At 39.4% G+C, this 21831-nt stretch carries 22 protein-coding genes; 8 read left to right on the top strand and 14 right to left on the bottom strand.

What is annotated here, in order from left to right:
- Positions 1 to 324: 324 nt before the first annotated feature.
- The gene (locus WKF66_RS09380) at positions 325 to 1170 is read right to left on the bottom strand and encodes an aminotransferase class IV (RefSeq protein ID WP_489674174.1); all 846 of its coding nucleotides are present in this window, start codon (positions 1168 to 1170) and stop codon (positions 325 to 327) included.
- Between the two features lie 3 nt (positions 1171 to 1173).
- The gene (locus WKF66_RS09385; RefSeq protein WP_489674175.1) at positions 1174 to 2202 is read right to left on the bottom strand and encodes an RluA family pseudouridine synthase; all 1029 of its coding nucleotides are present in this window, start codon (positions 2200 to 2202) and stop codon (positions 1174 to 1176) included.
- 298 nt (positions 2203 to 2500) lie between these two features.
- Here WKF66_RS09385 and WKF66_RS09390 point away from each other — a divergent pair, with 298 nt between their 5' ends.
- On the top strand, positions 2501 to 3370 hold the full coding sequence (locus WKF66_RS09390; protein WP_489674176.1) for a 1-aminocyclopropane-1-carboxylate deaminase/D-cysteine desulfhydrase: 870 nt from the start codon (positions 2501 to 2503) through the stop codon (positions 3368 to 3370).
- Between the two features lie 2 nt (positions 3371 to 3372).
- On the opposite strand, the gene WKF66_RS09395 is transcribed toward WKF66_RS09390, so the two are convergent.
- From WKF66_RS09395 to WKF66_RS09410, 4 genes are all read right to left on the bottom strand, one after another.
- Positions 3373 to 4302, bottom strand: a complete 930-nt coding sequence (locus WKF66_RS09395) for a bestrophin family protein (RefSeq protein WP_489674177.1) — start codon at positions 4300 to 4302, stop codon at positions 3373 to 3375.
- A 24-nt stretch (positions 4303 to 4326) separates the two neighbouring features.
- On the bottom strand, positions 4327 to 4812 hold the full coding sequence (locus WKF66_RS09400) for a hypothetical protein (protein WP_489674178.1): 486 nt from the start codon (positions 4810 to 4812) through the stop codon (positions 4327 to 4329).
- A gap of 198 nt (positions 4813 to 5010) precedes the next feature.
- Complete coding sequence (locus WKF66_RS09405; protein WP_489674179.1) at positions 5011 to 6375, bottom strand: HAMP domain-containing sensor histidine kinase; 1365 nt, start codon at positions 6373 to 6375, stop codon at positions 5011 to 5013.
- Positions 6359 to 7057: a response regulator transcription factor gene (locus WKF66_RS09410; protein WP_489674180.1), complete on the bottom strand. Its 699-nt coding sequence runs from the start codon at positions 7055 to 7057 to the stop codon at positions 6359 to 6361. The genes WKF66_RS09405 and WKF66_RS09410 overlap by 17 nt, the downstream gene beginning before the upstream one ends.
- A 147-nt stretch (positions 7058 to 7204) precedes the next feature.
- Here WKF66_RS09410 and lat point away from each other — a divergent pair, with 147 nt between their 5' ends.
- Positions 7205 to 8536 (top strand): L-lysine 6-transaminase, encoded by a 1332-nt coding sequence (lat, locus tag WKF66_RS09415; protein WP_489674181.1) that lies wholly within the window; start codon positions 7205 to 7207, stop codon positions 8534 to 8536.
- 28 nt (positions 8537 to 8564) lie between these two features.
- Here the strand turns inward: lat and bshB1 are convergent, their stop codons facing one another.
- From bshB1 to WKF66_RS09430, 3 genes are read right to left on the bottom strand one after another with little or no spacing between them, the layout of a single operon-like run.
- Positions 8565 to 9284, bottom strand: a complete 720-nt coding sequence (gene bshB1 / locus WKF66_RS09420) for a bacillithiol biosynthesis deacetylase BshB1 (protein WP_489674182.1) — start codon at positions 9282 to 9284, stop codon at positions 8565 to 8567.
- Positions 9285 to 9300: 16 nt separating this feature from the next.
- Complete coding sequence (locus tag WKF66_RS09425) at positions 9301 to 9777, bottom strand: glutathione peroxidase (RefSeq protein ID WP_489674183.1); 477 nt, start codon at positions 9775 to 9777, stop codon at positions 9301 to 9303.
- A 4-nt stretch (positions 9778 to 9781) separates the two neighbouring features.
- Positions 9782 to 10399 (bottom strand): DUF4294 domain-containing protein, encoded by a 618-nt coding sequence (locus tag WKF66_RS09430; protein WP_489674184.1) that lies wholly within the window; start codon positions 10397 to 10399, stop codon positions 9782 to 9784.
- 212 nt (positions 10400 to 10611) lie between these two features.
- On the opposite strand from WKF66_RS09430, the gene WKF66_RS09435 reads away from it, so the two are divergent.
- The 4 genes from WKF66_RS09435 to WKF66_RS09450 all read left to right on the top strand — a co-directional run bounded on the left by WKF66_RS09435 (position 10612) and on the right by WKF66_RS09450 (position 16029).
- Complete coding sequence (locus WKF66_RS09435; RefSeq protein ID WP_489674185.1) at positions 10612 to 12819, top strand: RelA/SpoT family protein; 2208 nt, start codon at positions 10612 to 10614, stop codon at positions 12817 to 12819.
- Positions 12820 to 12881: 62 nt separating this feature from the next.
- Positions 12882 to 13373 carry a Fur family transcriptional regulator gene (locus WKF66_RS09440; RefSeq protein WP_489674186.1) on the top strand — a complete coding sequence of 164 codons (492 nt, stop codon included), beginning with the start codon at positions 12882 to 12884 and terminating at the stop codon, positions 13371 to 13373.
- A 36-nt stretch (positions 13374 to 13409) separates the two neighbouring features.
- On the top strand, positions 13410 to 14687 hold the full coding sequence (locus tag WKF66_RS09445) for an adenylosuccinate synthase (RefSeq protein WP_489674187.1): 1278 nt from the start codon (positions 13410 to 13412) through the stop codon (positions 14685 to 14687).
- Between the two features lie 88 nt (positions 14688 to 14775).
- A complete protein-coding gene (locus WKF66_RS09450; RefSeq protein ID WP_489674188.1) occupies positions 14776 to 16029 on the top strand; it encodes an anthranilate synthase component I family protein in 1254 nt (417 codons plus the stop codon).
- A gap of 26 nt (positions 16030 to 16055) precedes the next feature.
- Here the strand turns inward: WKF66_RS09450 and WKF66_RS09455 are convergent, their stop codons facing one another.
- From WKF66_RS09455 to WKF66_RS09470, 4 genes are read right to left on the bottom strand one after another with little or no spacing between them, the layout of a single operon-like run.
- On the bottom strand, positions 16056 to 16883 hold the full coding sequence (locus WKF66_RS09455; protein ID WP_489674189.1) for a M48 family metallopeptidase: 828 nt from the start codon (positions 16881 to 16883) through the stop codon (positions 16056 to 16058).
- 12 nt (positions 16884 to 16895) lie between these two features.
- A complete protein-coding gene (gene plsY, locus WKF66_RS09460; RefSeq protein ID WP_489674190.1) occupies positions 16896 to 17543 on the bottom strand; it encodes a glycerol-3-phosphate 1-O-acyltransferase PlsY in 648 nt (215 codons plus the stop codon).
- Between the two features lie 2 nt (positions 17544 to 17545).
- Positions 17546 to 18388, bottom strand: coding sequence for a carboxylating nicotinate-nucleotide diphosphorylase (gene nadC / locus WKF66_RS09465; RefSeq protein ID WP_489674191.1), 843 nt, complete (start codon positions 18386 to 18388; stop codon positions 17546 to 17548).
- 35 nt (positions 18389 to 18423) lie between these two features.
- Positions 18424 to 18816 carry a DUF4783 domain-containing protein gene (locus tag WKF66_RS09470; protein WP_489674192.1) on the bottom strand — a complete coding sequence of 131 codons (393 nt, stop codon included), beginning with the start codon at positions 18814 to 18816 and terminating at the stop codon, positions 18424 to 18426.
- A gap of 130 nt (positions 18817 to 18946) precedes the next feature.
- Between WKF66_RS09470 and gpmI the strand changes: the two genes are divergently transcribed.
- Together gpmI and WKF66_RS09480 are read left to right on the top strand one after the other, a co-directional pair.
- Positions 18947 to 20467: a 2,3-bisphosphoglycerate-independent phosphoglycerate mutase gene (gene gpmI / locus WKF66_RS09475; RefSeq protein ID WP_489674193.1), complete on the top strand. Its 1521-nt coding sequence runs from the start codon at positions 18947 to 18949 to the stop codon at positions 20465 to 20467.
- A complete protein-coding gene (locus WKF66_RS09480; protein WP_489674194.1) occupies positions 20464 to 20997 on the top strand; it encodes a hypothetical protein in 534 nt (177 codons plus the stop codon). Before gpmI ends, WKF66_RS09480 begins: the two co-directional genes overlap by 4 nt.
- On the opposite strand, the gene WKF66_RS09485 is transcribed toward WKF66_RS09480, so the two are convergent.
- Complete coding sequence (locus WKF66_RS09485; protein ID WP_489674195.1) at positions 20998 to 21627, bottom strand: tetratricopeptide repeat protein; 630 nt, start codon at positions 21625 to 21627, stop codon at positions 20998 to 21000.
- Positions 21628 to 21831: the final 204 nt, after the last annotated feature.

The following is a 21831-nucleotide window of genomic DNA, read 5'->3' on the forward strand; positions in this document are numbered from 1 at the left end:
GATCAAAGCGACATTTTGAGCTAACCTAGCGTTACGTCAACGTTGCGACAGGCTCTTAATGATGACGCATTGAAGCCACTGAAAACTCAGTATGATGTCGCTCCCTCTTCGGTCCCTCTTCGGTTGCCCTTCGCTTCCTCTTCGGTTCCTCCTCGGCTCAGAGCCGACCAGAGGCCGACTAGCAAGCGCATAGGGAGCGCAAAGGTGTAATAAAGCTCAATGTGAGCTCAGACCGTAGACACAGTGAGATCACTAGAAGCCTGGCATAACCTCAGCTTTTCTTTAATGCAACTTTATTCAGGAAATTTAAAACGGGATCAGACCTTAAGACAATTGCGAATTTAACTTGCTGCTCAACAGTTTAGATACTTCATTAAAATAACGCTTTCTACCATAGCCCATCACCCACTGGATGCCGGTTATTGCATTGGTTACAAAAACCTCCTCTGCTTCTTTTAGCACCTCTGGGTTTATTTGTGCCTCAATTAAAGGCAGGTCATCATTTTTGGCAATTTCCATGACCACGCTCCGCATCACTCCTGCGACACATCCTTCAGTGAGCGCCGGCGTGTAAATTTGCTTGTTATAAACAACAAAAACGTTGGAGCTGATACTTTCGCAAAGGAACCCATTGCTGTTTAAGATAAACGCATCATCAAGGGTGTTTTGCTTTCTATAGATACCGGCCATGACGTATAATAGCGAATTACTTGTTTTGAAGTTTGAAAGTTTATCTGTCGGTTTGGTGATCTCATCGAATACGTTTACGATCAGACCCTTTTTGTTAAGTTCATAACGATCTGAGGGCATTACACTGGCTTCAAGCAAGTAGCCGGTTTTGTTATTTTCGGGAGCATACAAGCCGCCATCCGCACGGTAAACAGAAAGCCTTAACCTAGCGCCCTCCTTTAGTTTGTTGCGTTTAGCCAGCTCTGAAGCTTTTTGCCTAAGAAAATATTCATCCATTAAGCCCGCGCCTTCCATTTTCAAAGCCTTCATTCCCGCAGTAAGTCGATCTGCATGCTTTTCGGCAAACTGCAACTTCCCACTGCACATCCTCATGGATTCAAAAAGACCATCCCCGTATCTAAAAGCGCGGTTTTGCGCAGTTAGAACAGCTTGGGTAGATAAAAAGAATTCGTCGTTATGTAAGATGTATTGTGGTTGCATGAACTAAGGTTGTACGATATAGTTTCTCCATTTGTTTAATGCCGCGTCAAAATCAGGAGGCAACGGTGCTTCAAATTCCATGTACTGTTGAGTAGTTGGATGGATAAAGCCCAACGTTTGTGCGTGCAGAGCTTGTCGCGGCAACAAGTTGAACGTATTTTGCACAAACTGTTTGTATTTATTAAAGGTCGTACCCTTAACGATCTTGTCTCCACCGTAGTTGGTGTCGTTGAAAAGTGGGTGACCAATGTGTTGCATATGTGCTCTGATTTGATGTGTGCGACCAGTTTCTAGCTGGCAGCTGATTAAAGTTACATACCCTAAACGTTCCAAAACCGTATAATGTGTTACCGACCACTTACCTTTTTCTTCATCATCATATACATCCATGATGATTCTATTCTTTAGACTACGTCCAATATAACCTGTAACTGTACCATTTTCAAGCACATCACCCCATGCCAGGGCGATATATTTACGGGTAATGGAGTGGTCAAAAAATTGTTTAGCGAGCTTGGTCATTGTGATCTCATTCTTGCTGATCAGCAAAAGACCAGATGTATCTTTATCTATACGGTGTACTAATCCGGGCCTTCCTTCATTTCCCGGCAATTCTGGCAGTTGTTCGAAGTGGAAAGCCAACGCATTTACCAATGTTCCTGTATAATTATTATACCCAGGATGTACTACCATGCCTGCAGGCTTGTTTACAACCAGTAAATCCTTGTCTTCATAAATAATATCTAATGGAATATCTTCTGGATAAACTTCGGTATCTCTCGGCGGGTGTGGAAACACAACCGAGATCTCATCTGCTGGTTTTACCTTGTAACTTGCTTTGACCGTGGTCTTGTTCACAAGTACATTTCCTGCGTCTATGGCATTCTGAATGCGATTTCTGGAAGCGTTTTCGACACGATGCATTAAAAACTTGTCAATGCGAAGAAGAGACTGTCCTTTATCTACAACAATGTTCAGATGTTCGTACAATTCCTGATCATCAAGCTCGGTCGAGCTGCTGAGGTTTTCCATTAAATTTTCCTTTTTTTCATGTTAGGGAATCGTTAACTCTTCCGCTAATGCTTATTTCTAAGTTAATAACGCAGGGTGATTCCAATGCGCAAAACTAATCTTTACAGATTACATATTAGAAAAAAGAAATTGGCTTGCTATTTGAGGGCCTGCGAATAACGCAACCTAATACTCTTGATTATGAAAAATTTTACTCAAAATGTAAAAATCGTCCTGAATTTCTTTCCCTATCTAATCAGAAAGATCTATTTCAAACCCTAATTTTATTACTCAACAAGCTGGCTGTTATTTTGTTTAAATGTTTTTAAATATTTTTAGCCCAGTAGAACAGCTAAAACGTCCGTCCTTACATCAGGTCCTTGTCAAAAGAGATGATTTAATTGATCCTTATATCTCTGGGAACAAATGGCGAAAACTTAAGTATATACTTAAAGAGGCTGGCCGTCAGAACAAAAACCACATCGTAACATTCGGCGGCGCATATTCGAACCACTTAGTTGCTACTGCCGCTGCCTGCTCGAGGTCTGGACTAAAAAGTACATCATTTGTAAGAGGTGAATCTCTTACAAATGAAATGCTTATGCTCTGTCGCTTGTTCGGCATGGAACTAATCTTCGTAGACAGAGAATCTTACAAAGATAAAAAATCACTCTACGAACAACACTTTCAAAAAGACCTGAATACTTATTTTGTAGATGAAGGTGGAGCTTGTATGGAGGCTGTGATGGGCTGTGCGGAGATTATTTCCGAGTTGCCACAAGATGTAAAGCATATATTTTGCGCGGCTGGAACCGGCACAACCGCTGCAGGACTTTTGAAAGGGATCTATGATGCCGGTTTAACTACCCAACTTCACGTGATTCCAGTTCTTAAAGGCGGAAGTTTCCTAAAAGAGGAGATCAATAAATACGTACCTGTCCGCACTCAGTTGACCCTACACATGGATTACCACTTTGGCGGATACGCTAAGACTACCCCGGAACTCATAAAATTTATTAGAAGCTTTACCGCTGAAGAAGGAATTTTGATAGACCACGTTTATACTGCAAAAATGTTTTATGCTTTGGAAGATCTACTAAGCAAAGGTTATTTTCAACCAGAAGAAAAAATAATAGCCCTCCATACTGGCGGGCTACTAGGTTTAATGGGGATTAAAGAAAAAATCTAAGCTTAAAGAACGTAGTACATTTTTGTTTTTTGAGCAGGGCTACCTGATTGATTCTCCTCTTGTCTGTAGTTCTCCTTCAGCATCTGCTTAATGTCACGCTCAATGGTGTTACAAATGGCAGTGGTAGGCGTATCAGTCGGCTTATTTTCAAATGGATCTTGAAGATGAATTGCCATCTTTTCAATTAATAAGAAAGACGACGCGATCGCAATTACGAAAGGAACCTCGACTATTCCGAAGAATTCAATCAAGCCGAAAGGTAGCAGCAGGATAAAAAGAAACAAGGAAAACCTGATGTATACACTATAGGTTACTGGAAATACTGTATTCTTAATTCTTTCACACCCGCCCATCTCGTTTGAGAAAGCGGTTAGTGTTTTATCAATCTGGACCTGTTGGAATTCATTGATCCATCCTAATTTGAATGCATTTCTCAAATCTACACCTTGCAACTCTTGCAATGCAAGAGGAATATTGTTATAGCGGCTTATGAATTCGATGTCCTCCTTACTGATTAGTTTATCCAAGCCCGTTAAGGGATCATGACCGCGTAAATGGCGACTTAACGCATGACACCATGCAACCTGCCTTTTTGCCATTCGTTCGCAGAAGGCCCTTTCATTATCTTCACCATAGGGATCATCAACAAAGGTCAAAAGCTGCCGTGTTAGTGTTCTGGTATCATTAACTATTGCGCCCCAAATTGTTCTTGCCTCCCACCACCTATCATAAGCCTGATTGGATTTGAATGCTAGAAGCAATGAAATTACGGTGCCTAACATCGTGGGTACTGCTATTGGGATAGAGATCCGTGTGATGTGGAAATTATTGTACAATACAGCAATAAGAACCGCATATAGGGTAACAAACATGACTTCGACTTTGATCTTACCGAATATGTATTTAACTGGAATATTTTCTTTTAATAACATTTTTCATAGGTTAATGGTGAAAAATTAGGCTTCTTGTAATTCCGGCTCGGCAATAAAGCGTGGTTGTTTAGGTAGCGCTTCTTTTTGTACTTGCATCAGGCTGACCATGGGAAGTTTTGATTTCTCGATAAGTGTTAGCGGATCAATACTCGACTTATTAATTTTCCCGCAGGAGCAGTTAATCGGGTTGAGAATACAATCCACTTCATGGTTTTCCAAAAAGTTACGGAACATACTCATGGTGCTACCGTAGAAGAATTCAATTTTAACTGCTTCCAGATTTTTGAGCTGAGCTTTATAGGAGCTACATGTGGTATAGAACTCGTCGCTGATGTTTTCAAATTCTCTTGATCTTCTGGAAAGCATCAAGAGGTCTCCAATAGAGTCGGAGAGCTTGAACATATGAACAAACACAATTGAAACTTTCTGGGTCGCAAATTGCGCACAAAGGCTTGGTATGCAATCGAGAGAATTTTGTGTGAAATCTGTAGGAACTAGGATTGTTTTCATAAGTATCGTTTTTAAAGGGTTATTTCCTTGACTAATTACTTATACAATACTACAGTGGAAACATTAGAGCCAGCTTAAATAGTCATTAGATTGGCATTAGAATTTAAGCTCATGATTTCTTAGATATAGAGGTATTCTTAAAAATAAGGGTGTATTTCATTAAAGATAGCTATCAGGAATATTTTTATTAGAAAGTCATTAGAAGCCGCTAACAGGAATCATCAAATTAATCTCTGTACCAACGTTTTCTTCTGAACGGATGCCGATGGAACCTTTGTGTAAACGTATGATATTTAAGGTGAGTGGAAGGCCTACTCCATGCCCATCAAAATTTGTGGTATTAGAAGCTCTAAAAAAAGGCTCAAATATGTGTTGCTGTTCCTCGTCTGGTATTCCGATCCCTACATCAACCACGCTCACACTGATACGTCCCTGTTTAGAAGTAACGCTAACCTTTACCGTTTGATGGTTAGAGTATTTGCAGGCGTTTAAGAAGATATTGCTAAATGCAAGTTGAAGAAGGTTGAGGTTTCCATCAATGAGCAGTTGGGATTCATCTTGAGGAAGCTCATTGAAGTCAATCTGGATCGTTCCTTCAGGATCAATTTTTTTAACTGCTTCTGCCACATTTAATACCAGTTCATCAACTCTTATTTTCTGCCAGTTCTGACGCTTCCCGTCAAAACCGGACTGAGCTAATCCGAGAAGACTTGTTAGAATATGACTCAGCTTTTCAGCATGAGATGATACAACTTGTAAAGCTGTTTTAGTTTGTTCGGAGAGGTCATCCTGAGTAAGTAGTAGTTCTAGTTCTCCATTAATGATGGCCAAGGGCGTTTTTAATTCGTGGGAGGCATTGCTGACGAAGTTGTTCTGCGTTTCAAAGGCTGTTTCCAGTCTGTTTAACATATTATTAAAGGTGAAAACCAACTCTGCTAGCTCGTCTTTACCTTTCAACTCTTTTAAACGGGAATTTAGATTGTTGGCAGAAATATTATTAACCCTTTTAATGATAGAAGTGATGGGCTTAACTGTGTAATGTGAGAATATACGTCCAGCGACGAAGATGAGCACTAAGAATACGATGAAAACAATGACAAGAATCTTGCTAAGTGCGTCCAACTCTTTGAAGCCATAGGGGTCTGCTGCAGAAACGACTACGATATAATCACCCCAGTCCGTATGATACAACCCACCATAGTAAAAATTATTTTTCTCATTGTAGCGGGCTTTTCCGCTTTGCAGTACCGACTTGTAAAACGTTTCAGGAAGCTTCAAGCCTGCTGGTTGGCTGAAGTTGCCATTGGAATCAACTTTGATCTGGAAGTCCCGCTCTGCAGACAACTTTTCGAGATAACGGTTTCTTACCTCCTGATAAGCGGCCGACTTATCATCTGGATGAATTTTTATTTCCGCAGCAAGGTTCGCTCTTGCTTCCAATCGTTTAAAGAAATCTTCAAAGTTAAACTCTGACACAAAGTAAAAGATGGAGGCCGTAAGCAGAATTAAACCTACGGTGCCCAATCCGAAAAACAATAAAGTTATCTTATTTTGAATTTTCATTAATCACCTCTTCCTTTAAAATATAGCCCATACCAAAAACAGTATGAATCAGTTTGCCAGAATCAGGGAGGTCTATCTTCTTACGGACATAATTTATGTAAACATCTACTACATTAGTGCCCATATTGAAATCTATATCCCACACGTTTTCTAAGATCTGAATTCTTGAAAGTACTCGATTGTGATTGCGCATCAGATACTCCAAAAGACGATATTCTGTTGCGGTTAAACTAATGGATTTTCCTGCTCTGGCGACTGTCTTGGATGAAATGTTTATTTCGAGATTTGCAACTGATAGTTTTTCTTGAGGGGCGGCGGTTGATCTGCTCCTTCTTACAAGGGTACGCATTCTTGCAGAAAGCTCCATTAGTTTGAAAGGCTTTACTAAATAATCGTCAGCACCGCTTTCAAGGCCTGTGACGATATTTTCAGTACTACCTAATGCGGTAAGCATTATGATAGCCACATTTTCATCTTTCTTCCTTATTTCTCTACAAACTTGGATACCATTAATGCCAGGAAGCATAATATCCAGAATGATCACGTCAAATTTATGTTTCAAGGCCATTCCAAGAGCCGTATCACCGTCGCCTGCTACACTCACCTCCATTCCCTCTTCACTTAATCCCCTTAAAATTATTGAAACGAGATCTGGCGTATCTTCAACAAGTAATACTTTCATCAAATAAATTTAGTCCAAATTAGAAACTTGTATTGGAAAGAAAAGTTTGCAAAAGAGTCTTTACTTTGACGTGACCGTGTAAAATGATCGCTTAAACAAGAAGGGTGTGCTTATTTTTCTCTAAGTTTGGTTATAAACGAAAGGATCATGTATAAACTGACCATAGCTCCTGCAGACGTTAATCAAAGCTTAAGCAAACACGTTTTAGCGGATGGCTTCGACTTAACCTATGACATCGAAAAAAGTGAGGGTGTCTACATTCATGATTCAAAGTACAATCGTAGACTTTTGGATTTTTTCACTTGCTTCGCTTCTGTTCCTCTTGGTTATAACCATCCAAAGATGATTGGCGACGACAGTTTTAAGAAACATTTATTGCAGGCAGCACTTGCTAATCCATCAAATTCTGACGTTTATACGCAGCACTATGCTGAATTTGTAGATACCTTTTCAAGGGTTGGTATCCCAAACTATCTTCCACATGCCTTTTTCATTGCTGGTGGGGGTTTGGCAATAGAAAACGCAATAAAGGTAGCAATGGACTGGAAAGTGCAGAAGAATTTTGAAAAAGGTTATCAGCATGAAAAGGGCTTCAAAGTTTTGCATTTTGAAAATGCGTTTCACGGTAGAACCGGTTATACTTTAAGCTTGACCAATACTTCTCCTGAGAAAACGAAATGGTATGCTAAGTTCGATTGGCCGCGAGTGGCTACTCCAATGGTAACCTATCCTTTAATAGGTGAGAATTTACAAACTGCGATTGATTCTGAAGCGATCTCCATCAGCCAGGTTAAAAAGGCTTTTGCTGATCACAAGGATGACATTTGTGCGATCATTATCGAACCCATTCAATCTGAAGGTGGGGATAAACATTTAAGGGAAGAGTTTTTAATCCAACTGAAAACTCTTGCTGATGAAAACGATGCCTTTCTTATTTATGATGAAGTTCAGACAGGTGTTGGATTAACAGGGAAATTCTGGTGTCATCAACATTACAGTGAAGAAGCCCAGCCTGATATATTGGCCTTTGGCAAGAAAATGCAGGTTTGCGGAATATTGGTAGGAAATAAAGTGGATGAGATTGAACGGAATGTATTTACTGTTTCTTCCCGGATAAATTCCACCTGGGGAGGAAATCTGGTCGACATGGTTAGATCCTCTCAAATATTACGAATTATTGAAGAGGACAGGCTATGCGAAAATGCCGCTAATGTAGGTTCCTATCTGCACACTGGCCTTCAACAACTTGCAAGCAGGTTTGAAAAGATAAGTAATGTGCGGGGAAAAGGTCTGATGTGTGCATTTGACTTACCCAATAAAGACATGCGGAATGCCTTTCTTAAAGAAGGCATGGATAGGAATGTAATGTTTTTAGGTTGTGGAGATCGGACCATACGATTTAGACCTGCACTGTGTATGGAGCCGAAACATATAGATGAGGGACTGTTTGTTATGGATAAAATACTTAATTCATTGTAAAGTTCAATATAGTTACAACTAAGCGTTATTACCTTAGATCAAATAAACTATTAACTCCTAACAGTTTCCTCGAAGTGAAGCCTTCGGCATAAGTAGTGCCTATTGACTTACCCATTTCCCTGGCCCTTCCTATAATGCTGTCGAAAAACTCCGGAGATGATATATAGGTACCCGGTCCGTCTTCTTGATCCGGATTAAAAAATTGCGTTTTGAATGCTTGAATACAAGCAATCTTTTGTTCCATATAAGGAGTGATATCTATGATGATGTCTGGTTTTATATATCGGTCTTGAATGTACTGAAGTACCAACGAAGGCCTCCAGGCTTGCTGCCGTACACCTAACAAGCTGGTTTTAACCTTTGATAAACCTGAGTAAAAACAAGCATCATTAGCCAGATCACCAGCCCTCCCATGATCGGGATGCCTATCATGTAATGCGTTGCTCAGCACTATCTCCGGCTGGTACTTCCGAATCATCTTGATCACCTCAAGTTGGTGAGTTTCATCATTAAGGAAAAAGCCGTCCCGAAAACTCAGGTTTTCTCTGGCTACAAGTCCCATTATTTTCGAAGAGGCTTTAGCTTCTTCATCACGCGTTTCGGCGGTGCCACGTGTACCTAATTCTCCTCGTGTAAAATCAACAACACCTACCTTTTTTCCTTCCGCAATGTGCTTCAGGATGGTACCTGAACAACCGAGTTCTGCATCGTCGGGATGTACAGCAAGCACCAATAAATCTAATTTCATATGAATTTTTCGAGCGTTATATTAATTTGAGGATTTTCTTTTTCACTTTCGCGGAAAGCGGAGTAGTAAAGGGGTAAAAGTAGTCGACCACTTCACCGTCTCGGTTGATCAGGTATTTATGGAAGTTCCACCTCGGGGTGGAGGTTTGAGACAGGAATTTAAACAAGGGGTGTGCTGCTTCTCCTCTAACCATGATTTTTTGAAATATGGGGAACTGCACCCCATGGTTAAGCTGGCAAAAAACACCTATTGCCTGACCGTCTAATGGTTCCTGTCGGCCGAAATCGTTTGAAGGAAATGCCAGAACTTCAAAGTCACTGTCATTCAATTCTTCTCTCAATTGCTGAAGTTCCTTAAGTTGCGGAGCGAAGCCACAGCCGGTGGCTATATTAACAATGAGAAGGACTTTGTTTTTGTAAGATGAAAAATTGGTTTCTACACCGTCGATACGTTTAACCTTAAATTGATGAATGCTTTTGGAGGGATTAGACATAGGTTTATTGATAAAAGCCAGAAGAGACAATAATTGATTCAATGTCTCTGTCTTGTTGAGGATCATAGGTACTTTTTAAGTTATGACCAACAACCCTGGCAACAGATTGGTAAAGAAACGCGGTGATGCCACCTTTTGTTTCTTTTACTATATCATAAGTTGTACGTCCAAGCTCCCTATCTATTAATTTTGTTAAAATTTGCCCTTGCGTGATCGTTAACTCTTTGATTTCACGGTTGAACATATCTTTAATCTCCTTATCACATTGCTTTACAAATTTCTTTCGTTCTTTCTTGTCTTCTGTGGAGGCTACTTCCCGCTCTAATTGCTCATACCTTCTTTTGGCAAATAAAGCATAAGGCATTACCTTCATGACGTTGTATCTTAACCTATTAAACGCAACCTGATCAGCAGGGGTCTTAAATATCCTATAGCCATAAATAACCACCTCGTGTAGAGGTATCCAAGGAATCATCTCTCCGTTGTCATTTGTTCCAGCCACACGAATAGTATCATTCTTGCCCAAAACAGGCATCTTGGCTGGCAAACCGGAGACTTGAGCAGTCGCGGATATGCTGCTAATAATGACAATTGACAGAATAAATAACCTATAAAATTTCATAAATTTATAACCCTGTAAAGATAAGGCTAATTTATATTAAGCTTTTGATTTGAACTCTAATGTAATTAATAATAAAATAAATAACTTATTTTTTGTTTAAATAATATGTTAGCGGGACTACCTAAAAGAACAGCTAAGACGAACTTTTATTGTGTGGGTCAGCAGGGCAGCGAATAAAAAACTTATATTGACTAACATAAGACAAGATGTTGATGAAAAACGCATTAGTAATTGATTTAGAAGTAGAAAAGCGGGAGATCTTAAAAAGATACCGGGCCCTTTTACGTGCTTGTAAACCAACGATGCAACGTGGAGATAAGAAGGAAATAAGAAAAGCTTTTGATATGGCACTTGAAAGCCATAAAAACATGCGACGTAAATCTGGCGAGCCCTATATCTATCATCCGATTGCAGTAGCGCAAATTGCAGCTGAAGAAATAGGCCTGGGGACCACTTCCATTGTTTGTGCATTGCTACATGATGTGGTTGAAGACACCGACATAACATTAGAGGACATCGAGCGTGAATTTGGTAAGAAGACTGCAAAGATCATTGATGGCTTAACCAAAATTTCAGGAGTATTCGACTACAACAGTTCATTGCAGGCGGAAAACTTCAGAAAGATGTTGCTGACGCTAGCGGACGACGTTAGGGTGATTTTGATTAAGCTGGCTGACAGGTTGCATAATATGCGCACAATGGATTTCATGCCACGCCAAAAGCAATTAAAGATCGCTTCTGAAACAATCTACCTGTATGCACCTTTGGCTCACAGATTGGGTCTTTATACAATAAAGTCCGAACTAGAAGACCTTTCCATGAAATATCTGGAACCCGATACGTATAAATATATTGCTACGCAGCTAAATGAAAAAAAAGCGGAGCGTTCATTATTCATAAAAAGGTTTGTAGATCCGATTGATGAGATTCTTGCCGAACAGGGTTTAACAGCTAATATTTATGGTCGTCCAAAATCCATCCATTCGATTTGGAATAAGATGAAAAGTAAGAACATCCCATTTGAGGAAGTATATGACTTATTTGCGGTGAGGATTATTTTGGATAGTTTACCTGAGCATGAAAAAGCAGATTGCTGGAAAGCCTACTCCATTGTTACCGATCTTTATCGTCCAAATCCAGACAGGCTACGGGATTGGGTCTCTTCACCTAAAGGAAATGGTTATGAGTCTTTACATACCACTGTGATGGGCCCGAAGGGTCAGTGGGTAGAAGTACAGATCAGAACCCAGCGAATGAATGAAATTGCTGAAAAAGGGTTTGCCGCGCACTGGAAATATAAAGAGTCCAGTAATGATAATGGACTCGACCAATGGATATCGAAAGTTAGGGAGATGCTTAATAATCCAGAAGCGAATGCATTGGATTTCCTTGATGATTTTAAAATGAATCTGTTCTCTGATGAGATTTTTATTTTCACACCTAAAGGGGCATTAATACAACTACCTCTGGGCGCTACGGCCCTTGACTTTGCTTTTGAAATTCATACGGATGTAGGCGCAAAGTGTATAGGCGCGAAGGTTAATCACAAATTAGTTCCGCTTTCCTATAAGCTTCAAAACGGGGATCAGGTAGAGATTATCACATCCAGCAAACAAACTCCTAAAGAGGACTGGCTAAATACCGTTGTCACTGCAAAGGCAAAATCAAAGATTAAGTCTTCTTTGAAAGAAGAGAAGAGGAAGATTGCAGAGATGGGTAAGGAAGCTTTGGAACGCAAACTCAAATCACTTAAAATCACCTATAACACCGATAATCTAAACAAGATTAGTTATTTCTTCAAACTGCAATCTACCCAGGAGCTTTTCATAGCTGTTGCTCATGGCAAGGTAGAACTGAAAGACCTCAAAGACTATCTTGCGAGCGAGAAAGAGATTGAAAATAGAGGGACAGAAAAAAACGAAGATCAGAAAATCGATGCGATCCTAAATAAGGTTAAGGGTAAAGAATCTGATACTTTGTTGATTGGTGAAGACCTGCAAAAAATTGATTACACGTTAGCTGCATGTTGCAATCCGATTCCAGGTGATGATGTATTTGGTTTTGTGACTGTAAATGAAGGAATAAAAATTCATAGAACAAGTTGCCCTAATGCCGCGCAGCTTATGGCCAATTACGGCTATCGGGTAGTTAAAGCCAAATGGAATAAGCAACAGGAACTTACGTTTTTAACAGGACTTCATATCATTGGCATTGACGATGTAGGATTAATCAATAACATCACGAAAGTAATTTCTAATGATTTCAAAGTAAACATGCGTTCGATCACAGTAGATACAGACAATGGTATTTTTGATGGGTCGATCATGATTTACGTGAATGACAAAGAGCATCTGGACCACTTGATTGAAAACCTGTTGCTGGTAAAAGGAGTCACGGCAGTAACGCGCTTCGATGCTTAAAATACCAACAAATGATTAGCGTTTAATATAAAAATTGATACCTTTGAAAGGAGTTTAATACTATGTCTACAAACCATAACAGCGAGCTGGTAAGAAAAATATTTGAAGCCTACCTCGAAAACAAAAGTCTTAGAAAAACACCTGAGCGTTTCGCTATTTTAGAAGAAATTTATTCAAGGGATGATCATTTTGACGTTGAAACGTTATATATCCACATGAAAAATCAAAAATACCGGGTGAGTAGAGCAACGGTATATAATACTTTAGAGCTGTTGGTTTCTTGTGACCTTGTTACCAAGCATCAATTTGGTAAGAACATGGCTCAATTTGAAAAATCTTATGGCTACCACCAGCATGATCACATTATATGTATTGATTGCGGTAAAGTTGTGGAGTTTTGCGACCCACGTGTACATCAAATACAAAGCATGGTTGGCGATCTTTTGAAGTTTGAGATCAAGCACCATTCCCTTAACTTATATGGTGTCTGTTTTGATTGTGCTGCTAAGGCATCAATGAACAGTCAGACTACAGCAATTAAGAATGCGAGTTAGAAATCGAATTATAATTATTTTTATTAAAAATTAAGAATGACGCAAGTAGACGTGCTTCTAGGCCTGCAATGGGGCGATGAAGGCAAAGGAAAAATTGTTGATGTATTAAGTCCTCAATATGATTTGATAGCTCGTTTTCAAGGCGGTCCGAATGCCGGACATACTTTAGAATTTGATGGCAAAAAGTTTGTTTTAAACACTATTCCATCAGGTATATTTAACGAAAAAACAATGAACCTTATTGGCAATGGCGTGGTTATAGACCCGATCATTCTAAAAAGGGAGTTAGATAACCTTAAAGCAGCAGGTCATGACCCTGTTGGTAAAGGTAAATTAGTAATTGCCCGGAAGGCACATCTTATTCTTCCTACTCATCAGCTGCTTGATGCAGCGAACGAACAAAAGATGGGTAAAGATAAGATAGGGTCAACCTTAAAAGGCATTGGTCCTACTTACATGGACAAAACTGGTCGTAACGGTTTGAGAATTGGTGATACCACCCTTCCTGATTTTAAGGAACGCTATAACAAGCTGGTTCAAAAGCATAAAGATCTGTTATCTCATTATGAATTTGAATACGATTTATCTGAGAAGGAAGCTGCATTTTTTGAAGCGATCGAATTTATAAAGAGTATTCCTCACGTTGATAGCGAGCATTATGTAAATGGCTTTTTAAGCGAAGGAAAGACCGTATTAGCCGAAGGGGCGCAAGGTACCTTGTTAGACGTGGATTTTGGCTCTTATCCTTTCGTTACTTCTTCAAATACAACAACTGCTGGCGCCTGTACTGGGCTAGGTATTGCTCCAAATAAGATTGGCAATGTTTACGGAATTTTCAAAGCCTATTGCACACGTGTAGGCGGAGGTCCATTCCCTACAGAACTGGACAATGAAGTAGGAGAAAAACTGCGCTCGGTTGGCCATGAGTTTGGCGCAACTACTGGTCGCGCTCGTCGTTGTGGCTGGATTGATCTTCCTGCATTGAAATATGCAATTATGCTAAATGGCGTTACTGATTTGATCATGATGAAGGCAGATGTACTGGATGGATTTGATTCCATTTATGTATGCACGCACTATGAACACAATGGCGAAGTTATTGACTACATGCCATATGACATCATCACCGTTCAGCCTACCCCTATTTTAAAAGAGATTGATGGATGGAAAACAGATGTAACTAAGATTACGGCTATAGATGAGATTCCTAAGCAACTAGCAGAATATATTTCTTTTCTTGAGGAAGAACTTAAAGTACCTGTAAAATACTTATCGGTTGGACCGGATCGGACCCAAACCTTAGCGTTGAATTAGTTAATTTATTTTGATCATACAAAGGCGGCATAGTGTCGCCTTTTTTGTTGAATAGACTTAAAAACACATCCATACATCTAGTGAAGTTATGAAGGCCGAAGAGATACAAGTATTCAAACAAAAGGCACTCACCTGGGCTGATGGGTTTGATGTTTGTTGTTATCTCGATTCAAATGAATATAGCGACCAATACGGCAAATATGACTTTCTCATAGCCGCAGGAGCTAGAGCGGAGATCAGCTGCATTGTTGGAAACGCTTTTGATACATGGAAAGCGTTTTACGAACTACATAAAACATGGATGTTCGGATTTTTAAGTTATGACTTAAAAAACGAGATTGAACAACTTGATTCTCAAAATCCGGATGGGCTGCAATTGCCGGACCTCTTCTTTTTTATCCCTGAATATTTGATAATTGGATTAGCTAATGAGGTTCATGTTATTATAGGAAATGCAGACGTCATCGAGACGATCCATGAAGTCCAAATAAAAGATACTGTAGAGCTTGCATCGTTAGCAGTAAAAGTACGGATGGAGCAAAAAGATTATATGATTTCGGTTGCAGAGATGCACGAATATATCCAACGTGGAGATATTTATGAAGCCACATTCTGTCAGGAATTTTTTGCCACACATGCTTCTATCGATCCTTTGTCTGTTTATTTAAAACTTAAAAAGCTATCCCCTACTCCGTTTTCAGGGTACTTCAAACAGTATAATAATTACATTTTATCTGCTACTCCTGAACGATTCCTCTGTAAACGAGGAACGAAACTAATATCACAACCTATTAAGGGTACCGCTAAACGAAGCGAAAATCCCTTGCAGGATGAACTGAATAAAACCAGTCTCCAAAACAGTACTAAAGAACGGGCTGAAAACGTAATGATTGTTGATTTGGTTAGAAATGACCTTTCGAAAAGCGCAGTGAAAGGTACGGTAAAAGTTGAGGAACTATTTGGCATATATGGGTTTCCACAGGTTTATCAAATGATTTCCACCATAAGTTGTGATCTTGATCCGGCATTGCACTTTATTGAGGCGATTAGGAATACGTTTCCAATGGGCTCTATGACTGGTGCACCAAAGGTAAGGGCGATGCAACTGATCGAGTCATTGGAGATGACAAAGCGGGGAGTCTATGCGGGAGCAATGGGATATGTTGATCCCTCCGGTGACTTTGATTTGAATGTTATTATTCGAAGTATTTTGTACAGCGCTGAAAAGAAGTATCTCTCATTCCAGGTTGGTGGAGCGATCACCTATTCCTCTGACGCAGGCCATGAATATGAAGAGTGTATGTTAAAGGCAACCGCCATTTTACAAACGCTTGGAAATTAAAAATGCTACCCTGAGGTAGCATCTAATTATTTTATAGGTTTTCCTGTTGTAGACTTATAGTATTTCTGCGCTTCAGGAAGTGCATTTTGAATTCGTCCTATTCTTGTTGCATCACTTGGGTGTGTACTTAAGAATTCAGGTGGTTTCTGACTTCCTTCCGAAGCTGAAGCCATTCTTTGCCAAAAGGCTGTAGCACTTTGGGGATTGTAACCCGCCATCGCCATAAAGATTAGTCCTAATCTGTCAGCCTCAAGTTCTTGATCACGTCCATATTTTAACATTACCAAAGGCGTGCCTACTCCATAGAGTGTATTGAATACAGATTGAGTTTTAGCATTTTTAGAAAGAGCTACGTTACCTGCAGCTCCGATACCTTGTGATACCATTTCCTTAGACATACGTTCAGCAGAGTGGCCTGCAATAGCATGAGCGATCTCGTGACCCATTACGGTAGCTAATCCGGCGTCATCTTTTGTTACCGGAAGAATACCTGTGTAGACTACAATCTTTCCTCCAGGCATACACCAGGCATTCAAGTCTTTACTTTGAACAACATTAACCTCCCATTGATAATCTTTAATCAACTCTGCGTAACCATTATTATTCATATACGACTTGACAGAGGCAATTATATTGTTTCCTACACGTTTTACTTGTTGTGCCTGAGCATTGGATGTTGAAAGGACTGCGCCCTTGTTCTCGGTTAAAAACTCCCCATACGCCTGAAACGCCATTGGCAACACTTGTGAATCGCTGACTAAATTTAATCTGCTCCTACCCGTCAACGGGACTGTTGTGCAAGACGAAATAGTGAGGCCCATGATGGCTGCACCGATAACTAATAACTTTCTCATAAATTTCTTGATTTAACTGGTTTTTTTCTTGAACAGATAAACTTTTGATTCTTTGCCTTTGAGGAGTCGCTCTAGATTCTTTTGGTGCGTCACCAGTATTAAAACACATACACACATACCGTATAACACTTCTGATCGAATTGTGGACTGTAATATGAAAATAGTGCTCAGCGGAAAAGTAAAACCCGCACATATAGAGCCTAACGAAACATATTTAGTTGCCAACAAAACTACAACAAAGACAAGAACGCAAAACATAGCTGCCGGTAGGTTAACTGCCAAAATCATTCCAAAAAGAGTAGCGACTCCTTTTCCACCTCTAAACCCTGCAAATATTGGAAATAGATGGCCCATCACCGCTGTGACACCAAGCGCAAGCTGATAATTTACGAACTGAGAAGTATGTTGGGGACCCGTAACGGAGAGACCTATAAAATAAGCAAGGTTTGTTGCAGTGTAACCTTTGGCAATGTCGATAATCATTACAGCAATGCCCGCCTTCTTTCCAAGCACCCTGAACGTATTAGTAGCTCCAGCATTTCCACTGCCATATTCCCTAACATCAACGCCATAAAAAGCCTGTCCAAGCCATACCGCGGTAGGTATAGAGCCAAACAGATACGCGAACAGGAGCGCTGAGATTGAAAATATTGATATCATACCTAAAAGGCCTTTAAACTCATATCTAAACTTTTAACGGAATGAGTTAATGCGCCCATAGATATATAATCCACCCCACATGCAGCATAGTCAACGATATTAAGTTCAGTGATGCCTCCAGAAGCCTCAGTAACAAAACGACCATTTATAAGATCAATAGCTTTTTTTAAATTCTCAATTTCAAAGTTATCTAACATAATACGATCAACATTCCCTGTTAACACTACAGCAGATAGCTCAGAAAGGTTTCTGACTTCGATCTCAATCTGAAGTGCCTTGGCATTTGTCTGACGATAAATATTAGCTGCATTGATGGCATTAGCGATGCCGCCGGCGTAATCGACGTGATTATCTTTGATTAAGATCATATCATACAGCCCCATCCTATGATTCACACCACCGCCAATGCGCACGGCCCATTTTTCAAGAAACCTTAACCCTGGGCTAGTTTTGCGAGTGTCAAGTAATTTAGTTTTATACCCAGCAAGAAGTGTGGTTATATTGTGTGTTTTAGTAGCTATACCGCTCATTCTTTGCATGCAGTTAAGAACGAGACGCTCTGCTAACAGAATACTATGCGTGTTCCCGGAGACCGTTAAAGCGATATCATTAAAATTTACTTGCTGTCCATCAGTTAAAAGCGTTTTAACAATAAGTTTCGAATCTATATAGTCAAATATGTCAAGTGCTAATTCAATGCCCGCTAGAACACCATTTTCTTTAATTATTAGCTTTGCTTTACCCTGAGCATTGGAGGGGATAGTAGAGAGTGAAGTGTGATCACCATCGCCGAGATCCTCGGCAACGGCATTTTTTATGAATAGATCTATTATTTGCTTATCCAAAACTTGAAATTAAACTCAAAAGTAGCATTTTGCAACTATTTCTCAGTTTCTATTTTTAATTCGGTAATCAAAAAAGCATTTGCGTTTTTCTTTAAGGTAATCGAAACTCTGAATGACCCGTTCTTAGTTACCAAAGAGAGTGCACCATATCTGAAATTAGGGTTTGTATTCAAACGGTGTATAACAGTTGATTTTACAGGAATATATTTGGAAAAAAAACTTCTTATTATCTGTTCCGCCTGTGCTTTAGAATAGACATCTTCTTCATCTATGATGATTAAGTCTACAGTTGAAGAAAAATTAGCGGCAATTTCTTTTGAGTTCCCATTCCGAAATTGACTGCTTAAGTCATCAATAATGTCCCCTTGAGCAGCCATGAACGTAGGAAGATGGAATAGCAAGACAACGGACAACAAGAATGACTTCATAATTAAGCTTAACTAACTTAGCAATTGCACATAAATTATGCCACAGTTAGATTTCTTTATCGGCAAATCGTTTCGCTAAAAAACATAATAGACTTATCTTTGTACTAGTAAATGAAACTTTAAGACACAAATGAATAATAAAAAGGTAGTCCTGCTTATTCTTGATGGTTGGGGATATGGCAACAAAGATAGTTCTGATGCTGCATACCAAGCGGAAACTCCATTTTTTGATGAACTTTTGGTAAATTATCCGAACTCAAAACTAGAAGCCTCTGGTGAAGCGGTAGGTTTGCCTGTAGGTCAGATGGGAAATAGCGAAGTAGGTCATATGAACCTCGGCGCTGGGCGAGTAGTTTATCAGGAGTTAGGAAGAATAAATAAGGCCATAACAGACAGAACTCTTCACAATAATGAAGTAATTTTAGAGGCTTTTAAATATGCTAAGGAAAACAAAAAAGCAGTTCACTTTATTGGACTAGTCTCTAACGGAGGCGTTCATGCCCATATTAATCATTTGAAAGCACTGTGTGATTCTGCCAGTGAGCAAGAATTACAAGATGTGTTTATACATGCATTCCTCGATGGTCGGGATACAGATCCTAATTCTGGTTTGGGATTCATAAAAGAACTTAGCCAGCACATTGAAGGCTCTACGGCAAAGATAGCAAGCTTGATAGGAAGGTACTATGCTATGGATCGTGATACACGTTGGGAAAGAGTGAAATTGGCATATGACCTCCTTACAAAAGGTATCGGAGAGTATGTCACGGATCCAATTTCTGCTATTCAAAAATCTTATAAGGAGGGCATAACAGATGAATTTATCAGACCAATAGTTGTAACTAATGCGACCGGGGCGCCCACTGCGATGATTCAACCTGACGACGTAGTTTTCTGTTTCAATTACCGTACGGATCGCGGAAGAGAAATCACTTCGGTATTGAGTCAGAGCGATTACCCTGAATTTAACATGCATAAACTTCCTTTGTACTTTGTGACAATGACGACTTATGATGAGAGTTTTAAGGGTGTTAAAGTAGTTTTTACAAAAGATGATCTGTCCCAGACATTAGGCGAGGTACTTGAAACCAATCATAGAAAGCAAATCCGTATTGCCGAAACTGAAAAATACCCACATGTAACTTTCTTCTTTTCTGGAGGTAGGGAGCTACAATTTAAAGATGAAAAGAGAATTCTAGTCCCTTCTCCAAAAGTAGCAACTTACGATCTTCAACCTGAAATGAGTGCTGCTGGAATTACAGAGGCCATAGTTAAGGAACTAAAATCTGGTTGGCCAGATTTTGTATGCCTGAATTTCGCGAACCCAGACATGGTTGGCCATACCGGTGTATTTGCTGCCGTGGTAAAGGCTGTGGAAACCGCTGACTATTGCGCTAAACAAGTTGTTGAAGCGGGGGTAGAAAATGGATATTCATTCATCATCCTGGCAGACCATGGAAACTCTGAGTTCATGGTAAATAAAGATGGATCGGCAAATACTGCCCACACCACAAACTTAGTTCCTTGCATATTAATAGATAATGATCATAAATCTATTAAAAACGGAAAATTAGGTGATGTTGCACCGACCATCTTAGCTATTATGGATATCGAAATTCCAGAAATAATGACTGGAAACGTATTGGTATGACAAGAGACATTAAATGGTTGCTCTTAATATTTTTGCTTGTCTGCAGCTGTAAACCGGCTATAAATGAAGAACAAATTGGACAAGCAAATTATTTTGATATTAAGGGATATTTCGAAACAGAAATTGCCAGGCTCAGCAAAGTGAAGCCGAGGATCATAAAGAGTGTTGAAGTTAACGGGGTGCTGGAAAAAAAAACAGTACTGGTTACCAATTGGAAACAAGAACTTAGTATTTTTAGTGATGCGGAAATCAACAGAGTCTCGTGGAAGGGATTGTTTACCGTATCAAAGAACGACACAAAACAAACTTATTTATCCAATAACGAGAAGGTCCCAGTTAAGGCAATCGAAGTGAGCCTTAGTAATGGAAAGGTCAACAAGATTCTAATCGTCATACGTAACGCCAATCTACTATACACCTCAGTTGATAGTTTAATTTATGTCCCAAACAGATCTTATTTGATTAAGAAACGTCAAAGTATTAGATTTTTTTCAGATAAGAATTTTCTGGTTGAAGGGAAATTTAGATAACTACTTCAAGCTCGCTATCTGTGCTTTAACATAAGAGACTAAGCTGATAATATCAGAACGTTGGGGCTGTTGTACTAAGATCTTCTGAAAGTCGACTACTGAGTTATTAAACAGTGCGATACATGCTGTCTTATCTAGGGACTTCTTAATCTTATACGACTTATAAATTGCGTAGTCCTTGTAGGCCAGTGCACGATTTTGAAGCAACTGCGAATCTTCCTCACCGTTTAATTCAATCGCTTTTGTGAAGTCCTTAATTGAGGACAGGTAAAAATTATCTCTCATTTGGCTAAGTGATTCACGCGGATCGTTCGCGACATTCAACCGGGCTTTTCCTCTATAGTAATAGGCGGAATAATCTGCAGGTTTTAAGGTAATGTATCTACTGTATGTAGATATGGCATTTTCAAAGTTACCGGATTGATAATAAGAGTAGCCTAACATTTTTAAAACATTAGCATTGTTAGGGTCTTTTACGTCAGCCTTCTCTAGTTGAGAAACCGCAGCTTTAAAATCTCCTTTCATCATCAAGGCTTGGAAGCCTAATTTGTCGTAATTATTAGTTTGCGCAATTGTCTGCCCAGCGATTAAGACAAGAAGTAATAAAGCAGTCTGTTTGAAATAGTTCATTAAATTTTACTTAATAAGAAATAAATATATTTAGTTTTGACCTAATTCCTTAATAATCCTTACAACTATTTTTAAGTTACTGGAAAAACTGGAAGTTGTCAACTATCGTACCAGCATTATCTTTTCATATCAACGCTGAAGGTGACAAAATATGATTATAAATGAAATAAATATTTTATTCGGACTTTTTAACATACAAAAAAA

Source organism: Pedobacter sp., assembly GCF_037719805.1.
GTDB lineage: Bacteria > Bacteroidota > Bacteroidia > Sphingobacteriales > Sphingobacteriaceae > Pedobacter.

Bases quoted from the DNA above. Each gene is read 5' to 3' on its own strand.
- WKF66_RS09405 (WP_489674179.1), bottom strand. From the start codon at position 6,375: ATGAAAATTCAAAATAAGATAACTTTATTGTTTTTCGGATTGGGCACC.
- WKF66_RS09440 (WP_489674186.1), top strand. From the start codon at position 12,882: ATGTCTACAAACCATAACAGCGAGCTGGTAAGAAAAATATTTGAAGCC.
- WKF66_RS09470 (WP_489674192.1), bottom strand. From the start codon at position 18,816: ATGAAGTCATTCTTGTTGTCCGTTGTCTTGCTATTCCATCTTCCTACG.
- gpmI (WP_489674193.1), top strand. From the start codon at position 18,947: ATGAATAATAAAAAGGTAGTCCTGCTTATTCTTGATGGTTGGGGATAT.
- WKF66_RS09450 (WP_489674188.1), top strand. From the start codon at position 14,776: ATGAAGGCCGAAGAGATACAAGTATTCAAACAAAAGGCACTCACCTGG.
- WKF66_RS09410 (WP_489674180.1), bottom strand. From the start codon at position 7,057: ATGAAAGTATTACTTGTTGAAGATACGCCAGATCTCGTTTCAATAATT.
- WKF66_RS09400 (WP_489674178.1), bottom strand. From the start codon at position 4,812: ATGAAAACAATCCTAGTTCCTACAGATTTCACACAAAATTCTCTCGAT.
- plsY (WP_489674190.1), bottom strand. From the start codon at position 17,543: ATGATATCAATATTTTCAATCTCAGCGCTCCTGTTCGCGTATCTGTTT.
- WKF66_RS09380 (WP_489674174.1), bottom strand. From the start codon at position 1,170: ATGCAACCACAATACATCTTACATAACGACGAATTCTTTTTATCTACC.
- lat (WP_489674181.1), top strand. From the start codon at position 7,205: ATGTATAAACTGACCATAGCTCCTGCAGACGTTAATCAAAGCTTAAGC.
- WKF66_RS09480 (WP_489674194.1), top strand. From the start codon at position 20,464: ATGACAAGAGACATTAAATGGTTGCTCTTAATATTTTTGCTTGTCTGC.
- WKF66_RS09435 (WP_489674185.1), top strand. From the start codon at position 10,612: ATGAAAAACGCATTAGTAATTGATTTAGAAGTAGAAAAGCGGGAGATC.
- WKF66_RS09445 (WP_489674187.1), top strand. From the start codon at position 13,410: ATGACGCAAGTAGACGTGCTTCTAGGCCTGCAATGGGGCGATGAAGGC.
- WKF66_RS09430 (WP_489674184.1), bottom strand. From the start codon at position 10,399: ATGAAATTTTATAGGTTATTTATTCTGTCAATTGTCATTATTAGCAGC.
- WKF66_RS09425 (WP_489674183.1), bottom strand. From the start codon at position 9,777: ATGTCTAATCCCTCCAAAAGCATTCATCAATTTAAGGTTAAACGTATC.
- WKF66_RS09485 (WP_489674195.1), bottom strand. From the start codon at position 21,627: ATGAACTATTTCAAACAGACTGCTTTATTACTTCTTGTCTTAATCGCT.
- bshB1 (WP_489674182.1), bottom strand. From the start codon at position 9,284: ATGAAATTAGATTTATTGGTGCTTGCTGTACATCCCGACGATGCAGAA.
- WKF66_RS09395 (WP_489674177.1), bottom strand. From the start codon at position 4,302: ATGTTATTAAAAGAAAATATTCCAGTTAAATACATATTCGGTAAGATC.
- WKF66_RS09455 (WP_489674189.1), bottom strand. From the start codon at position 16,883: ATGAGAAAGTTATTAGTTATCGGTGCAGCCATCATGGGCCTCACTATT.
- WKF66_RS09385 (WP_489674175.1), bottom strand. From the start codon at position 2,202: ATGGAAAACCTCAGCAGCTCGACCGAGCTTGATGATCAGGAATTGTAC.
- WKF66_RS09390 (WP_489674176.1), top strand. From the start codon at position 2,501: ATGTTTTTAAATATTTTTAGCCCAGTAGAACAGCTAAAACGTCCGTCC.